Below are 24,293 nucleotides of genomic sequence, written 5' to 3'. Positions count from 1 at the left end.
AGAACTCTCTGCAATTATGATTTTGGTAAGGTTTTGCTGAAATAATTTATAGAAAATTAGCTGGGGATTAAACTTCAGGTTTCCAACCAGGGGCGTATTCACGACCCCAAAGTTTCATGGCATCCCTGTCAAAAATTCTTCCGGTTTTATCGTTTATATCAAAGCCTCTACCCAATTGATCGGCAATATTGGTATAGTGTACCATGGTCATACTTATGTTTGCATCATCTATGGGCGCATTTAGTTTGGCTGTGCCGCGTATTCCATCAAAGAAATTAAGCATATGCGCTGTAGACATATCTCCTCCACCCCCTAAAGCTGTCCCGGCTTCATCAGATGCTGAATTGTATTCTTTAATTATTTCACCATTTCTATTGGTAAGTACATATTTCTCACGGTCTACAAATACGCCACCATCAGTGCCATAAATTATGGTACCGCGGCCGCCACCGTAGGTATCGTAGGCATTTCGGCTTTTACCATCCCACTGAATAACCTTATTGTCTGCAAACTTAAAAGTAGCCTCCATGGTATCGTACATTTCCCAGCCGTCATCTTTAAAATGTCGTTTTCCTGATTGTACATCGGTGCGTAGCGGGATTCCAACTTGTAATGCCCAACGTGCTACATCCATTTCGTGGGTTCCGTTATTTCCCGATTCGGCTGTACCATAATTATAACCATACCAGTGCCAGTTATAATCCCAGGTTTCTTCGGTATATTCTCTTCTTGGTGCTGGTCCCTGCCATAAATCCCAATCTAATCCCTGCGGAACAGGCGCTTTTTTCTGATTTGGCACCTCGCCACGTGCATTAGTATAAAATGCCACTGCTTTATAAACTTCACCAATCGCCCCGTCGTGAATATCTTTTATAATTTCAATCGTATGATTTGAAGAGCGTTGCTGATTCCCCATTTGCACCACTTTTCCATATTTCTTAGTAGCTTCTACTAACAGTTCATTTTCAAACATATTATGGCTGGAAGGTTTTTCAACATACACATGCTTCCCGGCTTTCATCGCCATAATAGAGCCCGGAGTGTGCCAATGATCTGGTGTAGCGTTAATAATGGCATCTACCTTTTTATCGTCAAAAACTTTACGAATATCGTTTTCAAGTTTTGGTTTGTAATCTATATGTTCTGAAAAACGCTCTAATGCATTTACCCGTTGACTTTCCATCACGTCGCATAAATACATGAGTTCTACATTAGAATCTTTGCGCGCAATAGGATCAAAATAAGCACCTAACCTTCTTCCCAAACCGGCTATAGCTACGTTAATCCTCTCGTTAGAACCTATAATTTTACGGTAGCTTTTAGCACTCATTGCCATTGCCGAACTTCCAACTGCAAGAGCAGTTCCGCCTAAAGCTGTTTTCTTTATAAAATCTCTTCTTGAATTCATATTTATTCTGCTTTGATCTTAATGTTTTTAAAACTCACTTTATTACCATGATCCTGAAGCAGGATATGGCCCTTGTCGGCTTCTCCAAAATTTGGCCAGTCTACATACTTGCTTTCAGAAACCAGCTGGCGGTACTCTTCACTTTTTCGTTCGTATTCCAGCACTTTCTCGCCATTTAACCAATGTTCTACTTTATTATCTTTTGAAACAATACGGGCGGTGTTCCATTCTCCTATTGGATTAACCGGTTTATCTGGATCGGCTTGAATTAAATCATATAAAGAAGCCATTGTTCTGCTTCCCTTATGGTTACCCAATTTGGCATCAGGATGACGTTCATCGTCAAGAATCTGGTATTCCAAACCTATTGAAGAACCGGGACCTTTATTTAGATCGGTATCCACAAAATATTTAATGCCGGAGTTGGCACCTTCGGTAATTTTAAAATCAACTTTTAATTCAAAATCGCCATAAAGTTCTTTGGTAACGATATCCCCACCGGCTTCAGATTCTCCGCCACCGCTTGCAAACACTGTAAGTACTCCATCTTCTATTTTCCATCCTTCTTCCGGAAATTCATCTAAACGTGCACCACGCCAACCTTCAGTGGTTTCACCATCCCATAACATTTCCCAGTCGTTATCTTTTTCATCTGTAGTTAAACTGTTTTTGGTTTTTACAGGTTCCAGGGGAGTTTCTTTGCTATATTTCTCTAAATCTTCGGTAAGAATTTTAATGTTTTTCCACATTACTTCGGTGCCTGCCTCAGCATCTTCGCCAATGCTGTGAACCTGTAGGGCAATAAAACCTTTTGAAGTTTTATCATCTATTAAATGCGAAGCGGGAACCCCATTTATCCAGGTTTTAATAGTGTCGCCAATGGCCTCAATTCTATAGGTATTCCATTCGTTTTGTTTAAAAGCCTGCTGAGCTTTAGAATTTTCGCCTAAGTCTACCAACCAGCCACGGCGCGCTTCATCATAAATACCACCGCTCCATGCACGGTCTGAGGGATCAATCTCCACCTGGTACCCATGCACCCGGCCATCCATATAATTGTCTAAACTATTGCTTCTAATTTGAATCCCGGAATTCATACTTGGATGGACTTTAAAATCCACCTCCAGAATAAAATCTTCGTAATCTTTATTGGTGGTAAGAAAGGTATTGGGCGTGTTATGTTGGGTAGTACCAATTATTGCTGAATTTTCAACCCGGTATTCGGCATCGCCACCTTTTTTAGTCCATCCATCCAGATTTTCTTCGTTAAATAATTGGGTCCAGGGTGTCTCATCTTTTTCTGAGTCGGCACAGCTTGTGAATGCCAATGCTGAAAACAAGAAAATAAAAAGATTTCTCATAAGGTAGGATTTAAAATATCTGTAAAATATACATAAATTATTAATCTCCAGCCAATTCATTAAAATAAAAGGCCAGCATACGCTACTGGTATGCCGGCCTTACTAAAAAAGGGGGTAATTTTTATTTATAAACCTTTACATAATCTATTAAAAACTGCTTCGGAAAAATAGAATCGTCAACTTCTGGCCCACCAAAATTACCGCCTACTGCAAGATTCAGTAAGAAATAAAACGGATGCCTGTATGGGTATGTTTCCTCATTCTTTTCTGAAGGAGAAAACGTATAGGTTTTTTCACCGTCAATATAAAAAGTGATCGCATCTTCAGTCCAATTCATTTTAAAAACACGAAACTTTGAAGTAGCGTTTTTAACCGGCGTGGTTTTAATATTTTCGGTATCACCGTGACTTGCAGGGGTGTGTAGTGCGTTATGGATAGTATCTGGTTGCCTGCCTACAAATTCCATAATATCAATTTCACCTGAAGCTGGCCAGCCTACTTCATTTATATTATTTCCTAACATCCAGATTGCAGGCCAAAGTCCGTGGCCATCGGGTAATTTTGCTCTAACCTCAACGGTACCGTATTGAAATTCAAATTTATCCTGCGTATTTACTTTTCCACTGTAATACTTATCACCAACCTTATCGGCGGTAAGGACTAAATTCCCGTCTTTTACCTCTACATAATCTTTGCTATAAATTTGGCGTTCGTTATTTCCCCAGCCGCAAAGATCGGGACAGCCGTCACCGGTTTCGTAGCTCCAGTTCTCCATATTTAGGGAATCACCTTCAAAATGTTCTTCCCAAATCAATTCCTGAGCAGAAACCTGCAAACCCGCCAATAAAACCGCGCTCAATATTATATTTTTTGTTTTCATCTTTATTTTTTTAAACTGAATGTAGCTTTTTGAAGATCTCTAGAATTTCCTCCTATAAAAACCTCAAATTCCCCGGCTTCAGCTTCCCATTTTCTATTGGCGTTATAAAACTGAAGCATTTCTTCATTAATTTCAAAAGTGACTGTTTTAGATTCCCCGGGAGCTAAACTTACCGCTTCAAACCCTTTAAGTTCCTTAACCGGGCGCGTAGTACTCGCTACAAGATCTCTTAAGTAAAGCTGAACAATTTCTTTTCCTTCTACGTCACCGGTATTTTTTAAAGTTATACTTGCCTGGATAGTTCCTTCTACCTCCATTTCTTCTGAAGAAAGTTGTAAATCTCCATATTCAAAATTGGTATAACTAAGTCCGAATCCGAAAGGATAAAGGGCATCTTTCTTTTCATCGGTGTATCCTGAATAAGTCACATGTGTGGGATTGGTTGGTCTTCCCGTACTTTTTTGATTATAATAAAGCGGTTCCTGGCCTACGGCACGTGGAAATGAAACCGGAAGTTTTCCTGAAGGATTGTAATCTCCCAGTAATACATCGGCAATTGCATTTCCGCTTTCTGAACCTAATTGCCAGGCTTCGACTATAGCCGGAATATTTTCTGAAGCCCAGGTAATTTCTAAAGGCCTACCGTTGATTAAAACCAAAACAATATTTCGATTCACCTTATAAATTTCTTCAAGTAATTCTTGCTGAACTCCGGCTAAACCAACTTCTACCTGACTTCTACCTTCACCGGTTTGAAATGCATCCTCACCAAGTGCCATAATTACCATATCGGCTTCTGAAGCGGTTTTAATAGCTTCCTCAAATCCAGATTTATCGGTTTTATTAATTTCCAAAGGCATTAAAAAACTTCGTTCTCCAACGCCAAGATCTGCGCCTTTCGCGTAAGTGACCTTTACATCTTCACTAATATTATTTTCTAAACCTTCTAAAAGCGAAATAGCTGAATTCGCTTCTCCCTGTGCTCTCCAGTTTCCTATTGGCGTATCTTTATCATCGGCCAATGGACCAATAACCGCAATATTTTGAACCGATTCTTTTATTGGGAGTAAGTTTTCTTCATTCTTCAACAACACAATAGATTTTTTAGCTACATCGCGAGCTACAGCTTTATGTTCTTCAAAAGATATCTGGTCTAAAAGATTGGCATTAGAATATAAATAAGGATCATCAAAAAGTCCGAGTTTAAATTTTACCCTTAGCACTCTTTTCACCGCATCATCTATATAATCTTCACTTACTTCTCCTTCTTCAACAAGGCTTACCAGGCTAGACTCGTAAGCGCCACCTTCCATATCCATATCACTACCGGCATTTAAGGCGATTTTAGCAGCTTCTTTTTTATCTTTTGCAACTCCGTGAGCAATCATTTCTGGAATAGAACCCCAATCTGAAACTACAAATCCGTTCCAGTCCCAATCTCGTTTAAGAATATCTCTTTGAAGGGTTTTATGACCGGTTGCAGGAATTCCGTCTATATCATTAAAAGCATTCATAAAAGTAGCCACTCCTGCATCGGCCGCTGCCTTAAATGGAGGAAGAATAGTATTATGCAATTCGTTCTCTCCAATGTGCACCGTATTATAATCCCTGCCTGCTTCACCAAAACCGTAACCTGCAAAATGCTTGGCTGTAGCGGCTATACTACGCGGATTTGCAAGATCTTCACTTTGATAGCCCTTTACTTTGGCTACCGCAACTTTGGAAGTTAAATAAGGATCTTCCCCAGAACCTTCCATAATTCTTCCCCAACGCGCATCTCGAGAAACATCTATCATAGGCGAAAAAGTCCAGTTCACCCCGTTAGCCGCAGATTCTAATGCTGCAATTTCTGCTGTTCTCTCCATTGCTTCAAGATCCCAACTTGCTGTTTCTGCCAGCGGCACAGGGAAAATTGTAGTATAGCCGTGAATTACATCATACCCGAACATTAAAGGAATTTGAAGTCGGGAGTTTTCCATTACCAGCTTTTGTGCTTCCCTGGTGGCATCTACCGAAAGTACATTAAGCATAGCGCCTACTTTTCCGGCTTTTAGATTTTCCTCCTTTTGTTTATTATTCATTTCAGAAGCAGGTCCCGTAAGATCCCAACTCCCGTTATATTGTACAAGTTGTCCTACTTTCTCTTCGAGGGTCATTAACGCTAAAACCGAATCTACTTTGGCTTCTACATTTTTAACCGAACTTTTTATAGTTGAATCCTGTGCTTTGACCATAAAACAGCCTAACAGGAAAAACCCTAATAAATTTAGTTTTTTCATAATTTGAAGTAATCTACCTCGGGAAAGACCCAGGAGGTTTAATTGGAAAATAAAATTTAATTGCGAGGCACAGCCCATCTAATAATTTGGGCAGGTCTCACCACTCCCGGCATTAAAGCGAGAACATACTATTAGCGAATAAAAAAACTGCCTGAAGTGTGTTTAAGAAGTTAAGTTTGTGACCTACAAACAAATAATCTTCAACCGTAAATTCAGAAAACAATAACAGTAATCAGGCAGTCTTATTATAAGTTTTGTTACTCTTGATAAACCCTTATGTAATCAATTTCCATGGAGCTTTCCTCAAATTCCGGATCAATTTCTCCGCCAAAAGTACCGCCCATCGCTACATTTAGAATAATAAAGAAGTCTTTATTAAATGGCGAATCGGGATTGTTCGCATAAGTATGATAAACTTCACCATCTACAAGAAACAGAATTCTTTCGGGAGACCACTCCATGGTATACGTATGGAATTCATCACTAACACCCTCAACTTCTATAGAGCCTCCATCTGCATTGCCACCAGAACGACCGGGATAATGAAGTGTGCCGTGAATTTCATTTTGCTGATTTCCCACGTGCTCCATAATATCTATCTCCCCGGTAGCAGGCCAGTCAACTTCTTCAAAATTAGCTCCCAGCATCCAAATTGCAGGCCAGGTACCGGCACCTTCAGGTAACTTAGCACGAGCTTCTACTCTTCCGTATTGAAATTCAAAATTGTCTTTTGTAGTTATTCTGGAAGACGAATAATCAAAGCCGTTGGTTTCTTCTGCCTTTGCAGTAATTACCAGGTTTCCATTTTCTATTATTACGTTATCCTCGGTATAATATTGAGATTCCTGGTTTCCCCAACCATTATTATTACCGATCTCAAAATTCCAGATACTGCTGTCTACAGGGCCATCGGTATCAAAATCCTGTTCCCAAACGAGGTTCTCATATTCGGTTTGAAATTCTTCAGGCTCTTCTTCTCCGCCTTGGGAAGTGGTGAATTTTAAATACCACGCCAAAGCAGGATCGTTACCCGGTATTACCCTAACATCCATTGTAGTTGGTGTAATATTAAGAACTTCGTAAGAACTTGAACCTACATAGTAGCTCATCGTTCCACCGCCAGCGATGTTAATTACCGTACCGGTAGTAGCATCTTCTGGCAATCCTGAAGTTGAAGGAGAAAGAGAAGCACTAAAGTCTCCAGTATTACTAAAATCAAGACACTGGTCTTCAGAACCATCTCCACCAAAATCACCGGTGTAAGCTACATTTACGAAGGTTAGCCCATTGTTATTGTAATTATAAACTATGTTATCATTTTCGTTCAGGCTAAACGTCATTTCATCGGTATAGAAACAAGAACTAACCTCTGCGCCAGCTTTTTCAAAAGGAGCAGCTGCGTAATATATAGGAGCCGTGAATCCTTCTCCAGCGCTTGGTCCCACACCCAAGTGAGCCGGCTGTGAAGCTGCTACATACCAGGTTTTTGAACTTCCGCCGGTAAGTAACTCCTTAGTTTCCGGATCGCTGAAATCACTAAAAACAGTTACGGTGGTGGTCATATTCGAGGAAGCTCCTCCTGTACCCGATGCCACAACTGTTACTGTATAATCATTTACACCGTTCTCGTTAAAACTATGGGTGGTTTCTCCAGAAGCAGAAACTTCTTCAAAACCATCGCCATAAATAAACTTGTAGGTCATGGCGTTATCGGCGCTGGCGCTAAAACTTACCGCTCCACTACCGTCGCCATTAGGCATCTCCTCAGTTTGCCCTACTACTGCAGCGGTAACACTAAGGTTAGAAGGTGTGGTAATATCACCTATATCATAATCGTCGTTGGAACAGGCGCTGAAAAAAACCAGCGAAAGTACCGCAAGACTTGTTTTAAATATATTTTTCATTTTTATGCTTTTTAATTACGAAAATAAATGTTGTTCACATAAACATTAACTCCTCCAGCTGGTAAACCAGAGTAAATAAGCTGTCCAATATTGGTCATCCCATCAAGGTTCTCAAATTCTGATAATGGAATATCCAAACTTACCCATTCATTCTGAGCAGGATTCTCTATAACAACTTCTGATTCGGAATCGTCTCCTCCTCCAAAAACACCATCAGGACCAAGATCCACCAACTTCACTCTAAAAACAGTAGCGTTATCGGTATAGAATTCGGTATGGAAATGCGTCATATTTGAAGCATCTATAGGACTGGCGATTGTTTCAATTCCAACGTAATCTAAGTTGAAATAATGTTTAGACAGTTTTCCGTCAAATTCTACTTCTTCATAGTCTGAAATAGACCAGCTAGTTCTCCAGGTATCAACTGCCACATCATCGGCAACATCACTAAAAAGTGAAATATATTCGGTTTGTACCTCGCCAATTGTTACATCATCAAAGTAAAAGCTAGTACCTTCACCAGGGCTGTTGAAGTCGTAGAATACGATCAAACGGTCATAACCTACACTTTCGTTAAAAGCGTCAAAAGTGCTTAGATCGAAAGAAAGTTCTTCCCATTGATTAGCAACCGTAGTATTTTGAGTTACCTCAACAAATACTGAAGGGTTTCCGTTATTGTCTGGTGCTGAATCTGAGTCTTCAAACTTCAACAGGATCGGCACTCCAGCTTCTGGAGACCAGGTTTTCATTTTAACCGTAGTTCCGTTCTCAAAACTTAGAGCTTCGTCCAGGTTTAAAGAAACCCCTGCCCATACTTCAGATCCATCTCCTTTAGAAAGTTCGGTAACTTTAGCACTGGTGTTTATTCCAGACATATCTGGGTTATCTATCACACCTGCGCCTGCGCCACCAAATCCGCCCCACGCATAGGTAAGGTTCTCAGATTCAAAATTTATAGGAAGTTTTAATGGTTCTAAAGTGGTTGTTTGAATATTATCGAAATAATACGTCTCATCATTTCCTGGAGTTCCATAGTTAAAGAATAGCACCAGTCTACCGTAATCAATGCTTGTATCTACCGCCGACATATCAAAAGTCAGGGTTTCCCAGGCATTGCCAACTGTAGTTTCTACAGTACTTTCAACAAAAAGATCGGCATCATCAAGATTTTCTATCTTAAAAATAACCGGAGTTCCGGCCGCCGGCGACCATACATCTACACTAATGTATTTATCTGAAGAAAAATCTATTGGCTCATCTAATCCAATAGTGGTTCCGGCCCATATTTCAGAACCTGCAGGTTTAGTATAAGAAGCTACTCTCGCACTGGTATTTATACCAGATGCATCTGGATTATCAATTACCGGTGCTCCTGTTCCTTCGCCTCCCCCAAAATTATTGAAAGTATAATTAAGCGTTTCTGATTCAAAATCTATAGGAAGGAAAAGCGGATCTGTAATACTGATTTCTTCAGTAACTTCAGTAGTCGCTACACCACCACTAAGGGCAACTACGCGAACATTGTAAGTACCTATACTACTGTAAGTATAAGAAACAGTTTCTCCCGGCATAAGAAGAGTTGCCTCTTCATCTTCGTTTTCACCAAAATAAACTTCGAACATTGCAGCATTTGTAGCGCTGGCTGAAACAGTTACCAAATAATTATTATTGGCATCTTTTACAATTTCAGTTTCCAAATTCTCTGGAGCAAGGAAAGAAACGGTTAAAGGCTGAATTCCTGAAGCCATTTTACCGTTAATATTAGTCCCGGTAACCTCTACTTCATATTCACCTTCTGCATAAACGTGTTCTACAGCTTCTCCTACTTTAATCCCTTCTGCAGGAGCAGAACCATCACCGAAATCTACGGTGTACACCGCAGCTCCTTCACCGGTTGGGGTAATCTCTACCAAACCGGAATTATCTTGAGTTATTTGAAATGTTGCACCCAAATTTGCCGGTGCCTGTACCTGCTCAAGATCTACAAGGGCATCGTCATCACTCTCGCAGCCAAAAAATGGGAGAGCAAGAAGGAATGCAAAAATTATTTTATAATGTCTTTTCATAATTCTAATGTTTTAGTATCCCGGATTTTGCTCCCAGTTACCCTGAGAAAATTCTATTTCTTCTAATGGAATAGGGAAAAGTTCGTTTTTCCCTGCAGTAAATCCTTCAATGTTATCTACGGCTCTGCCGGTTCTTACCAAATCAAAGAAACGGTGACCTTCGCCTACTAATTCTTTTCTTCTTTCTTCGTAGATAATTTCGGTAAGAGCATTTCCTGCGGCATCTACGCCATCTAATCCTGCTCTCTCACGAACTTCATTAAGGTAAGTTCTAGCCTCACTATCGTCTATCCCACCACGGTTCAGGGCTTCAGCAGCCATCAATAAAACATCGGCGTAACGAATAGAACGGTAATTATTAGGCTGGGTAAGGTTAGCATCACCTACATTATCGTTTTCTCTTGGAAGATATTTTCGGTTAAAATAACCGGTATGCTTGTAACCTTCAGCATAAGTTGCACCAGTTTCGGCTGCCCAGGCTTCTATATCTAAAATTGAAAGATCTCTACGAATATCATCTTCTGAAAACAAATCGTATGCTTCCTGGGTAGGAACATTAAAACTGAAACCAGGTTCAAAAACAGGACCCGAATAATTTCTTATTCCCTGGAAACCTACGGCAACATTACCTTCACTACATTGTAAACACCCAAAACCTGCTCCTTCCTCACCTGTATACTGTACTTCAAAAACAGATTCTTCGTTATTTTCGCCTTCCTGTTCAAAAAGTGTTTCAAAATCTGCTAAAGCATAAGGACCATTATTGATCAAATCTGTCAATACATCTGCAGCTTCATCAAATTCTTCCTGATACAAATGCGCTTTACCAAGTAAAGCCATTGCAGCTCCTTTGGTTGCGCGACCAGTTTCAGGTGCGGTATAATTAAGGTTTTCTATAGCAAATTGTAGATCGCTTTCAATTTGTGCGTAAACTTCTTCAGTAGAAGCTCTTGGTACAGAATTCTCGTCTCCCAACACAAAACGCTCATCTCCTTTTATTGGAATTGGTCCAAACCATTTTACCAATTCAAAAGTGAAATAAGCTCTTAAAAAGCGAACTTCAGCAATAATCATTTCGCGACCTTCAAAATCTGTTTTGTCCTGAAATTCCAGAACATAGTTTGCGCGTTGTACACCGGCAAAATTCCAATCCCAAACATCGTCCAGGTTATCGTTTACGGGAGTGTGCGTCATTTCATCTACTTGTTGAAAGCCTATAACGTCATTGGCGCTTTCACCTCCACTTAGTGTATTATCTGAAGCAATTTCACCCAGTAATACGTTTACGTAAGTAGATTGCAGAATATCATAAACGCCAATTAACGCGTTGTAATAATCTTCTTCAGAATTAAAATAATTCTCAGAATCTATATTGTATTCTTCGGTTTTTTCCAAATAATCTTCGCTGCAACCAAAACTGAAAGCCAGCAGGAGCAGAAGAAGCATTTTATTGAATATGTTGTTATATCTCTTCATTGTGCGATTTTTTAAAAGTTAAGGTTTAAACCTGCAAGGAAAATTCTTGGTACAGGGTAGAATCCGTAGTCAATTCCGCCACCAATAGCTTCACCGGTAGAGGCCGAAGGATCAAAACCTTTGTAGTTTGTAAAAGTGTAAAGGTTTTGTACCGAAGCATAAACTCTTAAGCGGTTTATACCTACCTGCTCTAAAAATGTTTCAGGAAGGCTATATCCCAACTGAACATTTTGAATTCTTGCGTAAGAAGCATCTTCTACATAAAAATCTGAGAAAGCAACATTAGAGGTAGCACCTGTAGTTACTCGAGGTACCTCATTACTGGTCCCCGGCCCTGTCCATCTTTCTAAATAATAAGCGTGACGGTTAACATTTGGCTGATTACGCTCGTAATTTCTTACCATATCGTTTCCTAAAGAAGCGTAGGTATATGCCGTGAAATCGAAATTTTTATAATTGAAATTAAGATTTAAGCCCATTGTAGCTGTAGGAATAGGATCGCCAATATTAGTACGGTCGTCTACATTTATCACTCCGTCCCCGTTTGTATCTACATAACGAATATCTCCTGGAGAAGCTGCTGCACCTAAAGTCTCCTGTGAAGGATGCGCATCTACTTCTGCCTGATTTTGGAAGATCCCGTCAGTTTCATATCCGTAGAAATAACCAATTGGGAAACCTTCCTGGAAACGTGCCGGTTGTGGTTGTCCCACACCAAACTGTCCGCCGGGAAGAAATTCGGTTCCATTTACCGCGGTTACTTCATTTCTTAAGAAAGTGGCATTGTAACCAATTCCAACGCGAATATCATCGCCAAAATTTTCTTTATAATTAATAGCAAATTCAAAACCTTCATTTCGGGTAGTTCCAGCATTTATAGTTGGAGCGCCAGATCCCGGTGCGCCACCACCAAAAATCCCCGAAACAGGAATTCCTGCTACCAAAAGATCTTTACGATCTTCTCTAAAAATATCGGCTGCAATATCAACTCTGTTATTAAAAAGCCTAAGATCTATACCAATGTTTGTTTTTTCGGCTTCTTCCCAGCCCGCCCCGGGATTTGCAATTCTACCTAAAGCGGTACCGTTTACTAAACTTCCATTTAAAACATAAGTAGCTTCACCATCTAATAATGATCGATAGAATTCTGCTCCACCGGCTTCATCATTACCAAGAATACCAAAACTTCCTCTTAATTTTAAGAATGAAATTACATTAGAATCTTCTAAGAAATCTTCTTCAGAAAGAATCCATCCAGCCGTTGCTGAGGGGAAATAACCTACACGGTTTTCGGGGCCAAATCTTGTAGAAGCATCTCTACGAAGCATACCAGAAACAAGGTATTTTCCTTGATAATCGTACTGTAGCCTTCCGAAGAAAGATAACTTTCTAATGTCATATTTATAAGCGCTATTGTTCAAACCATCGTTTGTTCCCGTAGTTAGACTAATATCAGCAAAGTCCCAGGAGTTATTAGGAACATCATACCCGGTAGCATATAAACCATCTCCCCAGTCTCTAATTACCGTCATCCCGGCAGTACCGGTTAAATGGTGTGTTTCATTAAAAGTATTCTCGTAAGTCCCAAAAAGGTCATAGGTATAAGAATTATCGTTAATTCGGTTTTGGTTTACCGTACTACGAACATTATTAAAAACCTTTCCCGGTCCATAATCTATAATTGGCGCAAAATCTTTTCCTTTTGAATTAGATAGACTGTAACCAATTCTGGAGGTGAAGGTCAATTCTTCTATCGGCGTATAATCCAGACTGAAGGAACCGTTGAATTTATTAAGATTATAGTCATTAAAAGTATTTTCAATTTGTGAAAGCGGATTAATAATCTCGTTTCCTAATCTTCCTTCCAAATCTTCCTGGTCGCGGCTAAATGTAGACGGAATATTCAAGGCGTTAAATAAAACAGAACCTAAGCCATTTTCGTTAATAGATCTGCGGTTTAGACTTGTATAAATTGAATTGGCGGTAAACTTAAATTCATCTGAAATATCTACCCCAATATTAAATCTCGCGGTGCTTCTTTGAAAATCAGATTTTTCAGCCCCAATTATTCCTTCCTGGTCAAGGTGTGAAACCCCAAAAGAGTAAGTAACTTTTTCGGAACCTCCATTTAAGGTAAGGTTATGACTCATAATTGGAGAAGTATCAAAAACCTCGTCCTGAAAATTTGTACCTCTACCTAAATCGCTAACATTGGGATAAGGCAAAGCCTGGCCATTGTTGGCATAACTTTCATTTAAAATTAAAGCATATTCTGTGGCATTCAATAGTGGTAATTTTCTTGAAGTTTCCTGCATTCCTACATAAGCATCATACTGTACGGTAGGAGCGGTATTCTTTTTACCAGATTTTGTAGTTACCAAAACCACCCCATTAGCTCCTGCGATACCATAAATTGCGGCTTGCGCATCTTTTAGGATAGAAATAGATTCAATATCGTTAGGGTTTATGGTGTTTAAATCGCCCTGGTAACCGTCTATAAGAATTAGCGGACCGTTCTCACTATTGGAAGCAATTCCACGAATATTTACATTAATTCCTGCTCCCGGTGCTCCAGAAGATGGAGTAACATTCACCCCGGCTGCAGTACCTTGCAGAGCCTGTTCAATTTTAATAGGATTAAGTTCTTCAATAGTTTCATTGGAAACCACAGAAACTGCACCAGTAATATCCTTACGCTGCTGGGTTCCATAACCAATTACTACCACTTCTTCTAAAGCAGCAGCATCTGTTTTTAATGTAACATCTATTACATTCTGATTTTCTCCCACAGTAACTTCCTGCGGAAGAAACCCCACATAAGAAAATACTAAAACGTCTCCGGCTGAAACGTTATTAATGGTGTAATTTCCATCAAAATCGGTAACCACTCCATTAGAAGTATTCTTTACAATAATATTTACACCCGGGAGTGGAAGTCCGGTATCAGCTTCATCTACCATTCCCGAAACAGAAAAGGTTTGTGCCTGCAAGGAAAAGGTTCCTATGCAAAACAAAATTAGTACGAGTATTTTATTCATTTGTTGATGATTTAAATTCGGAAATCAATGTATTAAGAAAGCATTAACAGCAATAATAAATCACCCTTACAAATAGTATACAGGAAAAATTATACGGGGAATTTTGAGAAATATGCATACAAAACCCACTAAAATCAATGAATACGCAGCCTATAATTATTTTAAGCTAAATATTGATTTTCTGTGGTTTATATAAAATGTTGTGGTAATGTTGAGGAAGAATGCGTTCATGTAAAGGCACTAAAACTTAAGGATGTATTCTACCAACCCCTGATCATGCTCTAAATCCATTTTCTTACGCAAACGATATCGTTTTATTTCTACACTTCTCACCGAAATATTAAGCAGTGGAGCGATCTCTTTTGAAGATAAATTGAGCCTTAAATAAGCACAAAGTTTAAGATCGTTAGAAGTTAGGTTAGGATGTTCTTTTTTTACCGATTGCAGGAAATCCTTATCGGCATTATCAAAAGCTTCTTTAAAAAGTTTCCAGTTATCTTTTTCGGCAATATTCTTATTAATAATAGAAATCACCTCCTGAATATCTTCCTTCTTATTGGCTTCTGCCAGTTTGTTTTTAAGCTGGGTAAGAAATTCATTCTTTTTAATAATATTCATTGTGGAGGCCGCTAATTCCCGGTTTTTAGAAGCCACATCAGATTCCAGTTTTTGATTTTGAAGTGTAATAATCTCCTGTTGCGATTCTAATTGCCGTATTTCCAGCTTCTTTTTATTCTGTTCCAATAATCTTTCCCGCTGTTTTCTGTAATATCCCGTGTAAATTTTATGCAAGATAAAAATGAGCAATAAGAAAAGTAAAATATAAACTACAATTGCTACCGTGGTGGCGTACCAGGGTAAAGCTATAGTGAATGCATAAGTGGCTATTTCACTTATACTGTTATTATATTTACCACGTACTTCAAATACATAATCTCCCGCCGGAAGATTTTCAAAAGTTGCGCTACCGTCGCGCTGCCACGTGCTCCAACCCGTACTAAAGCCTTTAATTCTATAACTATATACCGGTTTTGCAAGTTTGGAATAGACCGGTATACTAAATTCAAAATTGATATTATTAACCGAATTTGGTAATTCTAATTGATTAAGGTCTAACTTGTGACTTTTAAACTTCTCTTCCAACGCAGCAGTAGAAACCTTATTTATATTAAGTTGCTCCATAGAAGGCAAATCTAAAGGGGTAGAAAAAATAGTATAGCCGACATTAGAACCCACCAAATATTCACTTTCCCCAATGAGGGAAATATTTTCAAAACCCTTCGCAATACTCCTATATTCTAAGGGAATAGCTGCCGATTTTGCGCTTAACCTATCCTGAAAAGCATCTCGGGTAACATATAAAAGATTGTCTTCACCAAATCCCCACCAGGTATTATCGGGTAAAACGTGGGAAATTCCGCTAATTCTTTGCTCCTGAATTAAATTATTTAATTCATTTTCAAGGTTGAAGGTGTCAGTTTTTGATTCATATTTATAAATTTCATCTTCAGTAGAATAATAGATAGCGCCGTTAAACTGAAAGACTTTAAGCCCCATACCGCCATCGTAGGATACGCTGTAGTTTTCAAGGTCTAAAACTTCATTTACTTCAGCATTAATTTTCAATTTAAAAACTCCCTTATGATCGTGGCCCACCCAAAGAGTAGAATCGTTCTGTACCACTAAATTTCTCGAAGAAAGATCGAAATTTGCTAAATAAACGGGATCATTTTCAACATTTCCTTCTTCCCAAAAACTAATTCCGTCGTAATGCCCCTGCAGCAGTCCGTTTTTAAATTCCCTTATTTCCCAGACCCCGGGGCCATCAGAAATATGGGTTGCACTGTTCTCTTCAATTGCAAAAATTCCGCGGTCATGCCCTGCGTAAAGTTTACCTTTAATTTCATTAATACTCCATACCTGCCCGCTAGTGCCGGGAATGAGTTCATAAGTATTTGAAGTTCCAATTTTAAGATACAAACCCTGATTAGTACCTAAATACAAATTATCCCCAAATTGATGACTGCAATAAACCGTGCCTACTTTTCCCGAAATATCGGTGAATAACCTAAACGGACTTTTGCGATTAATAAGTACAAGCCCATTATCCAGCCCGCCCCAAATATTACCTGCTTTATCTTCTAAAATTGATAAAACCGTATTATTATTAATCACCGGTTGGAGCAATTGGTAGTTTTGTGAAGTTGCCAGGTTATAAACGTGCAGCCCATTACCAATACTTCCTAGAACAAGGGTTTGGTCTTCCAGCAATTTTGCGGTAAAAATACTTTCATTTAAAGGATAATCTTTAAACCGAAAAGGCTCCCAATTAGAATTTTCAATAGTGAAAAGTCCGTCATCACGGGTAACGGCAAGCATTTTATTTTCTTCAAAAGGAAATAGGCCTACAATAGGTTTGTCTTTAATTTTTGCATTAGAAATAACCTGTTCAATGCTTCCGTTGTCTATGGTGTAAAGTCCGTCTTCTGCAACCTGGTAGTAAAGTTTATTATTTACCTTAAATAAATTGGAGATAATATTACCGGCATTAATTGTATTAATTTCTTCGGTTTCCCGGTTATAGCTATAAAGCCGACGTAAACTTTGAAAAATAATATATTCTTCCAGCGCTTCAATATGCCAAAATTGTTCGCCGTCAAGGATTTTTTCGTCAGAAAGATTTTTTAGGCTGGTATAATTAAGTTCTCCTTTTTCGTCTGTGTCCCAATAACCAAAATCCATATAAGACCCGGTATAAATTGTTTTATCCTTGGCTAACACAGAGCGAACCGCACTGGCATTTGGCACCTTGTGTAAATTCCAATGTTCACCGTTAAAAGAGAGTAAGCCAAGGTTATTGGCTATATAAATATGATTATTATCTGCTTGCGTCATCATCCAGTTTTGATTGCCGGCATTGTAAATTCCGGGGTCAAAATTGGTAATTGGCGGCAGCTCCTGAGCAAACAGGCTAAAGCTAAAAAAGAAAAAGAGAGCAAGTAAACGCATAGTTTAGCAAAAAACGGAAATTACTAAATAATATGGGGTCTAACTAAATTTAAAATATAGAGGAATTTAGTAATTTTCAAGTATGAATCAATTTCACCTTTTCAATAGGGCATTCTGCTTATTGGTTTTCCTAAGCTTACAACAGCACTTATGTTCCCAGGAGTTGCAATTTAAGAAAGATACTGAGGGAGTGCTGTTGCTTGAAGATAGTAAGCCACGATATTTTTACCAGGTAAAAACAAAAAGCCTGGACGGTAAATATGGAAGAGCTAATTATATACATCCTTTATATAGCAATAATGGAAAAGTTCTTACGGAAGATTTTCCTCAAGATCATTTACATCATCACGGCATTTTTTGGTCCTGGCACCAGTTATATGCTGAAGGAAAACGCGTAGGCGATCCCTGGTTAAGTAAAGAGATTTATTGGGAAGCTGAAGTTATAGAAACCTTTGTAAACGAGAAAACCGCCACATTAAAATCTGAAATTAAATGGTTTGGCGCAACTGATAAAAAAGCTGTATTAAAAGAGCATCTTGAGCTGACTTACGAGCGATTTAATCAGGAAACCTATGCTCTGACTTTTAAAATAGAACTTACGGCTTTAAAAGATGGAGTTTCTATTGGAGGGTCTGAAGATGTAAAAGGCTACGGTGGGTTTTCACCCAGGTTAAAATTACCAGGAGATGTGGTTTTTGAATCTACAAACGGAATTGTCACCCCGCAAAACCTCCCGGTACAGGCCGGCACCTGGATTAACCTAAAAGGCAGCTTTAATAATTTAGGTAAAATTAGCGGAATTGTGATTATGGGTGAACCCGAAAAATCACCAAATTACCAGGGCTGGATTTTAAGAAGTGCCAACAGCATGCAAAATATGGCTTTTCCCGGGCGCGAACCAATAGCCATTAAAAACGGGGAAAAACTTGAATTTCGAAATCAAATTCTGGTGCATAAGAATTTAAGTATTTCTGAAATTGAAGATTACTATAAAAAATTCCAGGGAGGTAAATAAGATTCAAATTTTACCGTATAATTAAGAAAAGAATTATAACGGTACTAAGAAAATCGATCGCTTTTACTTTTAAAATTGTATTAAGCAGTTTATATTACCAACTTATCTAAAAGTTAAGTTATGAAAGAGCAGAAAGTGCTAAACTATATTGAAGAGGTAATAAAAAACGTACCCAATGATTGGTTGAAACTAACCACCCATAGATTAGATATTTATAATGAAAAATTGGCGAAAACTGAATTTCTTGAAAAGTTTGAAACCCTATTTGCTGCTAACAATGCTGAAACCTCATCACTTAAAGCATTACCCACTGCTTTCGATTATATTCGTTTAGGTCACCCCTTATCATCTGTTCTGGAATGGGGAATTGCTAAATTAAATAATCTCAAGCCCGAAAATATTATCAGTTTTTCTTCAAGAACGATGCCTGTTTTAGCGGTTTTAAGAAAAAATCTATTCGACAATAAAAATACACAGATCGTTTATACCAATTCGTTACCGGATTTTTTTGATACAGAAGCGCTAAAAAATGTGTACGGATATAATTTTGAATTAAAACAGGTAAAAAACGCTGAAGAGATTTCTGAATTTAACGGGAGCACTATATTTATTTCACAAAAAGAAGAAATTGGCAAAGTTGATCTGAACCCAAATATCGACTTTTGGCTTAATACTTATCCAAATACTGGAAGTATTTTACTGGTAAATGGCGAAGAAAATGAGTCGTATATTTCTGAAATACAACACGTAAGGAGAAGAGAAAGTATTGCTATGACCCCGGCAGATTCTTTTTCTGCTTTAAAGCAATTAGCAGGAAAACCTTCTTCTAACCACAACGACATTGAAAACAATAAAGCTAGTGTAATTGCGTCCATCCAAAAAATTACGGGAACAAATTCCAATGCGTTACTTGCCTCCTGCGGACTCTCAATGCAATATGCAATTATGATGGGACTTATTGATGAGGCCCAGGAGAAACATCCTGGAAAAACCATTAAAATTGTTGTTCCTCCAAATTGCTATGGTGGCACAAACGACCAGGCAAGACGGGTTGCTGCCAGCCTGGAAAATGTAGACATTGTAGATTTACCGGTAGACGGTGATAACGATATGGTACAAAGTACTGATATGGTTTTGGAGCAGGTTGCCAAAGAAGATGCCGTTCCTTATATTATTGCTGAAATCCCTACCAATCCCAGGGTTGAAGTTCCTAACCTGGAAAAATTAAGAGAGGCTTTAAGCAAAAAACGTAAAACCGCCAGTGGCGAAACGGCTATAGATCCTGTATTTATTTTGGATCAAACCTTTTGTCCTAACGTACAATTTTTAGCCGAAGATGGAATATTATCTTCTATTCGAACAATTTCATATGTTAGTGGATCTAAATTTCCAAGTGGCGGAAAATGTACTGCCGGTTACTGTGTTGCCAATCAAAAAGCTGAAAATTTATTGAGCAAAATAGATAAGCATCTTATACTTTGTGATAATGAAGCTACGACCCTTCAGGTTGAAATATTAGCAGAGCAATTACCCTCAATGAATCAAAGAATTGCAGATGCCTATAAGAATACACGTGAATTTGTAAACTTTATCAGGGAGACCTTACCTGCGGCGAAAATAAATTTTGTATCAGAAGAATTAGCTGAGCAAGGTTTTACTCCCTCTGTATTTTCATTAGATCTTCCTACAAAAGGAAATACCCACGAAGAGCGAGAAGTATATAAACGGGAATTAAATCAAAAGCTAATTAATATGATGATTAGTGAGATCCCTAACGAGAGTAAATATTGTGTAAGTTATGGACAGTTAAAAGGTTGTTACTGGACAATTCCTGCCACGTCTACCCAGGGAACAACTAAAGAAGCCGACAAAGATTATATAGCCCGGGTATCTGTCTCTCCAGATTTGGATCTTGAGCTTCATAAAAAAGTCTTTTTAGATTTCGTTGAGCAAATTTAGAATTAGGGGAGGTTTTTAAGACTTCCCTATTTTTTCTATTGTGAGTTAGCTAAAAACTGTGTATTTTCAATGGTTAAAGCGCCACGCTATAGGAAAACCGCTACGATGAAAAGAAGTACAATTTTACTAATTGTAGGCTTTGTTTTATTATGGAACTCCGGTTTTATAGGAGCTGAATATGGACTTCCTTATACCGGGCCTTTTACTTTAATCTTCCTAAGATATCTCGCAGTAACCGTATTATTATTGCTTTACCTTCTTTTCAGAAATAGATTGAAATGGGTAGGTTTTAAAGCGGTGTCCCTCAATATGCTTATTGGTTTCCTGGCGCATGGAGTATGGCTAACCTGCGTTTTACTTGCGCTTGCAGAAGAAGTGCCGGCTGGGATTGTAGCCCTCATCGTCGCATTGCAGCCATTAGCCACCGGTGCTCTCTCGGGTTATGTTACTAATGAAAAAACCAATAAATATCAATGGTGGGGATTAATATTAGGTTTTTTAGGTGTAGTATTAACCGTAGCTTTTAGAATAGATTTTAGCAATTCAAGTTCAATTTTTGGATATCTAATTCCTTTAGGATCTGTTATAGGAATCACTATTGCTACATTAATTCAGCGTAAAATGGAGATAAATGATAAGAACGAGAAACTACCACTAGACCAGACTCTTTTCTATCAAAGTCTGGCCACTATGCTGGCTTTAGCTATCCCTTCAATTTTTGTAGAAAAATTAGCTGTAGAATGGGTTTCTGAATTTACTTTTGCTATGATATGGCTCATTCTGGCTGTCTCCCTCGGCGCCTATATTCTCATGTGGCGGTTAATTGAACGACTTGACGCCACCCGGGTAGCGAGTTTATTTTACCTGGGGCCGCCGGTGACCATGCTCATGGCCTGGATAGCTTTTGGTGATACTATTAGGATTATGGATATTGTTGGCTTAAGCGTAGTATTTTTGGGTGTAATATTAACTTCCCGGTCAAACTAAAGTTTCACCAGCCTATATACCTCTCTCTTTATAAAATTGCTGAATAATTAAAATTCTCTTTCCACTAAAACACAACTCCGGTCTATTTTTTTAACTGAGAACCTTCTTTTTTCACTCATTAAATCTTCAAAAAAATTATTGCTTTTCCCATTCTTTTTAACTGAAAAATAATAAAGTGTGTATTTAACAATTATTTTATACTTTTATAAAAACTAAACACTTATGCATAGAAATTACTCAGTTCAGAATTGGTTACTCATTGTTTTTTGCAGCTTATGTACCGGCCAAATATTTGCTCAACTTGAGCTTAACGAAAAAGAATATTTTGAAACGCGGGGGCTCAATGTCCTTGTTTTTAGTAACGAGTATAACGGATTCTTTTTTGATGAGAAAAACGCAGGAATTGAACTAATTCATCACGGGATGAGAAGCAGTACCGGAGGTGCTGTAAGACTACAAAATACCCCCGAACAATGGGATCTCGTACCTTCACTTTTAGAACGAAAGGTAGATCGTAGTACCAATACCGTAGAAGTAACTACCAGGTATGAGCAATTAGAATTTACATCAAAAATCATTGTTAAACCCGAAGGAAAAAGAATAAATATTTCTGTTTATCTGGATGAACCTCTTCCTGAAAACCTGGAAGGAAAAGCAGGATTTAATTTAGAATTTCTCCCAGCTGCTTATTTTGAAAAATCCTACCTGGTAAATGGTAATCCCGGTATTTTTCCCCTTTACCCATCAGGTAATACTAAGATTAAACCCATTAGTGAAAAAGTACCGCAGTTTGCCGGGCATTCTACCCTGGACACCCGTGGGGAAGAAGAATTTATAGTACCCCAACCCCTTGCCAGTGGTAACACCATTATTCTGGCACCCGAAGATCCTTATCACCACGTAGAAATTACTTCAGAAACCGAAATTTCATTATTTGATGGAAGAAGCCTGGCTCAAAACGGCTGGTTTGTTACCCGCAGTATACTACCGGCAAATAAGACCGGAAAGGTGTTAGAATGGCATTTAGAAGCCAACACGGTATCCAACTGGTTACGCGATCCAAATATTGGCTTCTCCCAGGTAGGTTACCATCCAAGCCAGGAAAAGGTTGCCATTATAGAACTGGACGAAAATGATAATCAACTGCAAACTGCTTCCTTATATCAGGTAACTTCTGAGGGAAAAACAATCGAAAAATCTAGTAAAGAAGTGGCCGAATGGGGAAAACATTTTAGGTATAATTATGCTGAATTTGATTTTTCTGATATCACGGAAACCGGGATTTATTTTATTAAATATGGAGATCAAAAAACAAATACATTTCCTATTAGTGAGCAGGTTTATGAAACGGCCTGGCATCCAACCCTGGATGTATTTTTCCCCGTACAAATGGATCATATGAAGGTAAATGAAGCCTATAGAACATGGCACGGCAGACCATTTATGGATGATGCCATACAAGCCCCGCTGGATCAGGAACATTTTGATGGCTACAGTATGGGCTCTTCTACCGATACTAAATTTGAACCCTATGAACATATTCCCGGACTGGATGTAGGCGGATGGTTTGATGCAGGAGATTACGACATCCAAACGGGCACACATTGTCTCACTATTACCGATCTTGTTGCATCCTGGGAAGAATTTGGGCTGGAACGCGATCAAACCCATATTAATCAGGAAAATCGTTATGTAGATATTCATAGGCCTGATGGAAAAATAGATATCCTGCAGCAAATTGAACACGGCACCCTAAATCTTGTGGCTCAAATTAATAATATAGGGCATCCGGTACGTGGAATAGTGGTTCCTAACCTGCATCAGTACCATCATCTTGGAGATGCCTCTACAGAAACTGATAACCTACCCTACAATCCCGATTTGGAACCGTTTGAGAGCGATGGTTTGTCTAGCGGTACTTTAGATGATAGATGGGTTTTTACAGAGCGTTCTCCTTACCTGGATTACCGCACCGCCGGTGCATTAGCTGCAGCAAGCCGGGCGTTGAAAGATTACAATTCTTCTTTATCTAAAGAATGCATTGAATTAGCAAAGAAACTATGGGAGGAAAATGAAAATATGCCCACGCAGGAAGCCTCTTCCGGCTATTTTGCACGTTTTCTAAAGCTTAGTGAAATGAATGCTTCCAGGCAGCTTTACGTAAGTACTAAAGAGGAAAAATATGCCAAAGATTTTGAAGAAAAAATCTGGAAAGCGATGGATGAAAGTCTGGACAGAACCATAGATATTGCATTACATGCCGCGCCTCATATGGATGAGAAATTCAATAAAAAACTGAAAACTTATGTTCAAAAATATGTTGATGAAATTGACCAGTTAGAAAAAGACAATCCCTACGGTGTACCTATGTTTCGCAGACCGGGTTGGGGTGGAAATCACGGGATTATTGATTTTGCCATCGCAAATTACAGGGCGCATAAATTATATCCAGACCTGGTAGATAAAGAACATGTATTTAAGGGATTACATTATATTTTTGGAAGACATCCGCATTCTAATCTCTCTTTTGTTTCGGGAGTGGGGACAAAAACTAAAAAAGTTGCCTACGGTAGTAACCGGGCAGACTTCAGTTTTATTGCGGGAGGAATTGTACCGGGCATTTTATTGATGAATCCTGATTTTCCCGAAAATAAGGAAAACTGGCCTTTTTTCTGGGGCGAAAATGAATATATAGTAGATATTGGAGCAAGCTATATTTTTCTTGTTAATGCCACAAATGAACTCCTGAACGAAAAATAAGCTACTGATTCAAAAAGGAGGCTGTTAGTTAAAGTTAAACGGTCTCCTCTTTTTACTCCTATTATTCAAATGAATATTTAACTACTTATAATGTCCTAATATTCAGAATATAAACGCTTTGTTAGCTCTTCTTCCGTTTTTTCATTAATTT

General features: G+C 38.6%; 13 protein-coding genes. 4 read left to right on the top strand and 9 right to left on the bottom strand.

The annotated features are described in order from the left end of the window. Positions 1-67: 67 nt before the first annotated feature. The 9 genes from J0871_RS04560 to J0871_RS04520 all read right to left on the bottom strand — a co-directional run bounded on the left by J0871_RS04560 (position 68) and on the right by J0871_RS04520 (position 17,421). A complete protein-coding gene (locus tag J0871_RS04560) occupies positions 68-1,408 on the bottom strand; it encodes a Gfo/Idh/MocA family oxidoreductase (RefSeq protein ID WP_208223792.1) in 1,341 nt (446 codons plus the stop codon). 2 nt (positions 1,409-1,410) lie between these two features. After that, positions 1,411-2,769, bottom strand: a complete 1,359-nt coding sequence (locus J0871_RS04555) for a DUF1080 domain-containing protein (RefSeq protein ID WP_208223790.1) — start codon at positions 2,767-2,769, stop codon at positions 1,411-1,413. Positions 2,770-2,890: 121 nt separating this feature from the next. Next, complete coding sequence (locus J0871_RS04550) at positions 2,891-3,649, bottom strand: glycoside hydrolase family 16 protein (RefSeq protein WP_208223788.1); 759 nt, start codon at positions 3,647-3,649, stop codon at positions 2,891-2,893. 2 nt (positions 3,650-3,651) lie between these two features. Continuing rightward, a complete protein-coding gene (gene bglX / locus J0871_RS04545; RefSeq protein WP_208223786.1) occupies positions 3,652-5,928 on the bottom strand; it encodes a beta-glucosidase BglX in 2,277 nt (758 codons plus the stop codon). A 257-nt stretch (positions 5,929-6,185) separates the two neighbouring features. Beyond that, positions 6,186-7,832 (bottom strand): family 16 glycosylhydrolase, encoded by a 1,647-nt coding sequence (locus tag J0871_RS04540; protein ID WP_208223784.1) that lies wholly within the window; start codon positions 7,830-7,832, stop codon positions 6,186-6,188. An 11-nt stretch (positions 7,833-7,843) separates the two neighbouring features. After that, complete coding sequence (locus J0871_RS04535) at positions 7,844-9,898, bottom strand: hypothetical protein (RefSeq protein ID WP_208223782.1); 2,055 nt, start codon at positions 9,896-9,898, stop codon at positions 7,844-7,846. Positions 9,899-9,910: 12 nt separating this feature from the next. Next, a complete protein-coding gene (locus tag J0871_RS04530) occupies positions 9,911-11,374 on the bottom strand; it encodes a RagB/SusD family nutrient uptake outer membrane protein (RefSeq protein WP_208223780.1) in 1,464 nt (487 codons plus the stop codon). 11 nt (positions 11,375-11,385) lie between these two features. Beyond that, a complete protein-coding gene (locus tag J0871_RS04525) occupies positions 11,386-14,412 on the bottom strand; it encodes a TonB-dependent receptor (RefSeq protein ID WP_208223778.1) in 3,027 nt (1,008 codons plus the stop codon). A gap of 240 nt (positions 14,413-14,652) precedes the next feature. After that, positions 14,653-17,421 (bottom strand): triple tyrosine motif-containing protein, encoded by a 2,769-nt coding sequence (locus J0871_RS04520; protein WP_208223776.1) that lies wholly within the window; start codon positions 17,419-17,421, stop codon positions 14,653-14,655. Between the two features lie 82 nt (positions 17,422-17,503). Here J0871_RS04520 and J0871_RS04515 point away from each other — a divergent pair, with 82 nt between their 5' ends. The 4 genes from J0871_RS04515 to J0871_RS04500 all read left to right on the top strand — a co-directional run bounded on the left by J0871_RS04515 (position 17,504) and on the right by J0871_RS04500 (position 24,142). Then, positions 17,504-18,436, top strand: coding sequence for a DUF6807 family protein (locus tag J0871_RS04515; protein WP_208223774.1), 933 nt, complete (start codon positions 17,504-17,506; stop codon positions 18,434-18,436). Between the two features lie 120 nt (positions 18,437-18,556). Next, a complete protein-coding gene (locus J0871_RS04510; RefSeq protein ID WP_208223772.1) occupies positions 18,557-20,395 on the top strand; it encodes a PLP-dependent transferase in 1,839 nt (612 codons plus the stop codon). 105 nt (positions 20,396-20,500) lie between these two features. Beyond that, the gene (locus J0871_RS04505; RefSeq protein ID WP_208223770.1) at positions 20,501-21,382 is read left to right on the top strand and encodes a DMT family transporter; all 882 of its coding nucleotides are present in this window, start codon (positions 20,501-20,503) and stop codon (positions 21,380-21,382) included. 222 nt (positions 21,383-21,604) lie between these two features. Continuing rightward, positions 21,605-24,142 carry a glycoside hydrolase family 9 protein gene (locus tag J0871_RS04500; RefSeq protein WP_208223768.1) on the top strand — a complete coding sequence of 846 codons (2,538 nt, stop codon included), beginning with the start codon at positions 21,605-21,607 and terminating at the stop codon, positions 24,140-24,142. Positions 24,143-24,293: the final 151 nt, after the last annotated feature.

Origin of the sequence: Salegentibacter sp. BDJ18, assembly GCF_017579965.1 — a bacterium.
Lineage (GTDB): Bacteria > Bacteroidota > Bacteroidia > Flavobacteriales > Flavobacteriaceae > Salegentibacter.
The sequence above is the reverse complement of the archived record's forward strand: the minus strand, read 5'-3'. Positions and strand labels throughout refer to the sequence as shown.

Coding starts and splice junctions, on each gene's coding strand:
- J0871_RS04560 (WP_208223792.1), bottom strand. CDS start 1,408: ATGAATTCAAGAAGAGATTTTATAAAGAAAACAGCTTTAGGCGGAACT.
- J0871_RS04555 (WP_208223790.1), bottom strand. CDS start 2,769: ATGAGAAATCTTTTTATTTTCTTGTTTTCAGCATTGGCATTCACAAGC.
- J0871_RS04550 (WP_208223788.1), bottom strand. CDS start 3,649: ATGAAAACAAAAAATATAATATTGAGCGCGGTTTTATTGGCGGGTTTG.
- bglX (WP_208223786.1), bottom strand. CDS start 5,928: ATGAAAAAACTAAATTTATTAGGGTTTTTCCTGTTAGGCTGTTTTATG.
- J0871_RS04540 (WP_208223784.1), bottom strand. CDS start 7,832: ATGAAAAATATATTTAAAACAAGTCTTGCGGTACTTTCGCTGGTTTTT.
- J0871_RS04535 (WP_208223782.1), bottom strand. CDS start 9,898: ATGAAAAGACATTATAAAATAATTTTTGCATTCCTTCTTGCTCTCCCA.
- J0871_RS04530 (WP_208223780.1), bottom strand. CDS start 11,374: ATGAAGAGATATAACAACATATTCAATAAAATGCTTCTTCTGCTCCTG.
- J0871_RS04525 (WP_208223778.1), bottom strand. CDS start 14,412: ATGAATAAAATACTCGTACTAATTTTGTTTTGCATAGGAACCTTTTCC.
- J0871_RS04520 (WP_208223776.1), bottom strand. CDS start 17,421: ATGCGTTTACTTGCTCTCTTTTTCTTTTTTAGCTTTAGCCTGTTTGCT.
- J0871_RS04515 (WP_208223774.1), top strand. CDS start 17,504: ATGAATCAATTTCACCTTTTCAATAGGGCATTCTGCTTATTGGTTTTC.
- J0871_RS04510 (WP_208223772.1), top strand. CDS start 18,557: ATGAAAGAGCAGAAAGTGCTAAACTATATTGAAGAGGTAATAAAAAAC.
- J0871_RS04505 (WP_208223770.1), top strand. CDS start 20,501: ATGAAAAGAAGTACAATTTTACTAATTGTAGGCTTTGTTTTATTATGG.
- J0871_RS04500 (WP_208223768.1), top strand. CDS start 21,605: ATGCATAGAAATTACTCAGTTCAGAATTGGTTACTCATTGTTTTTTGC.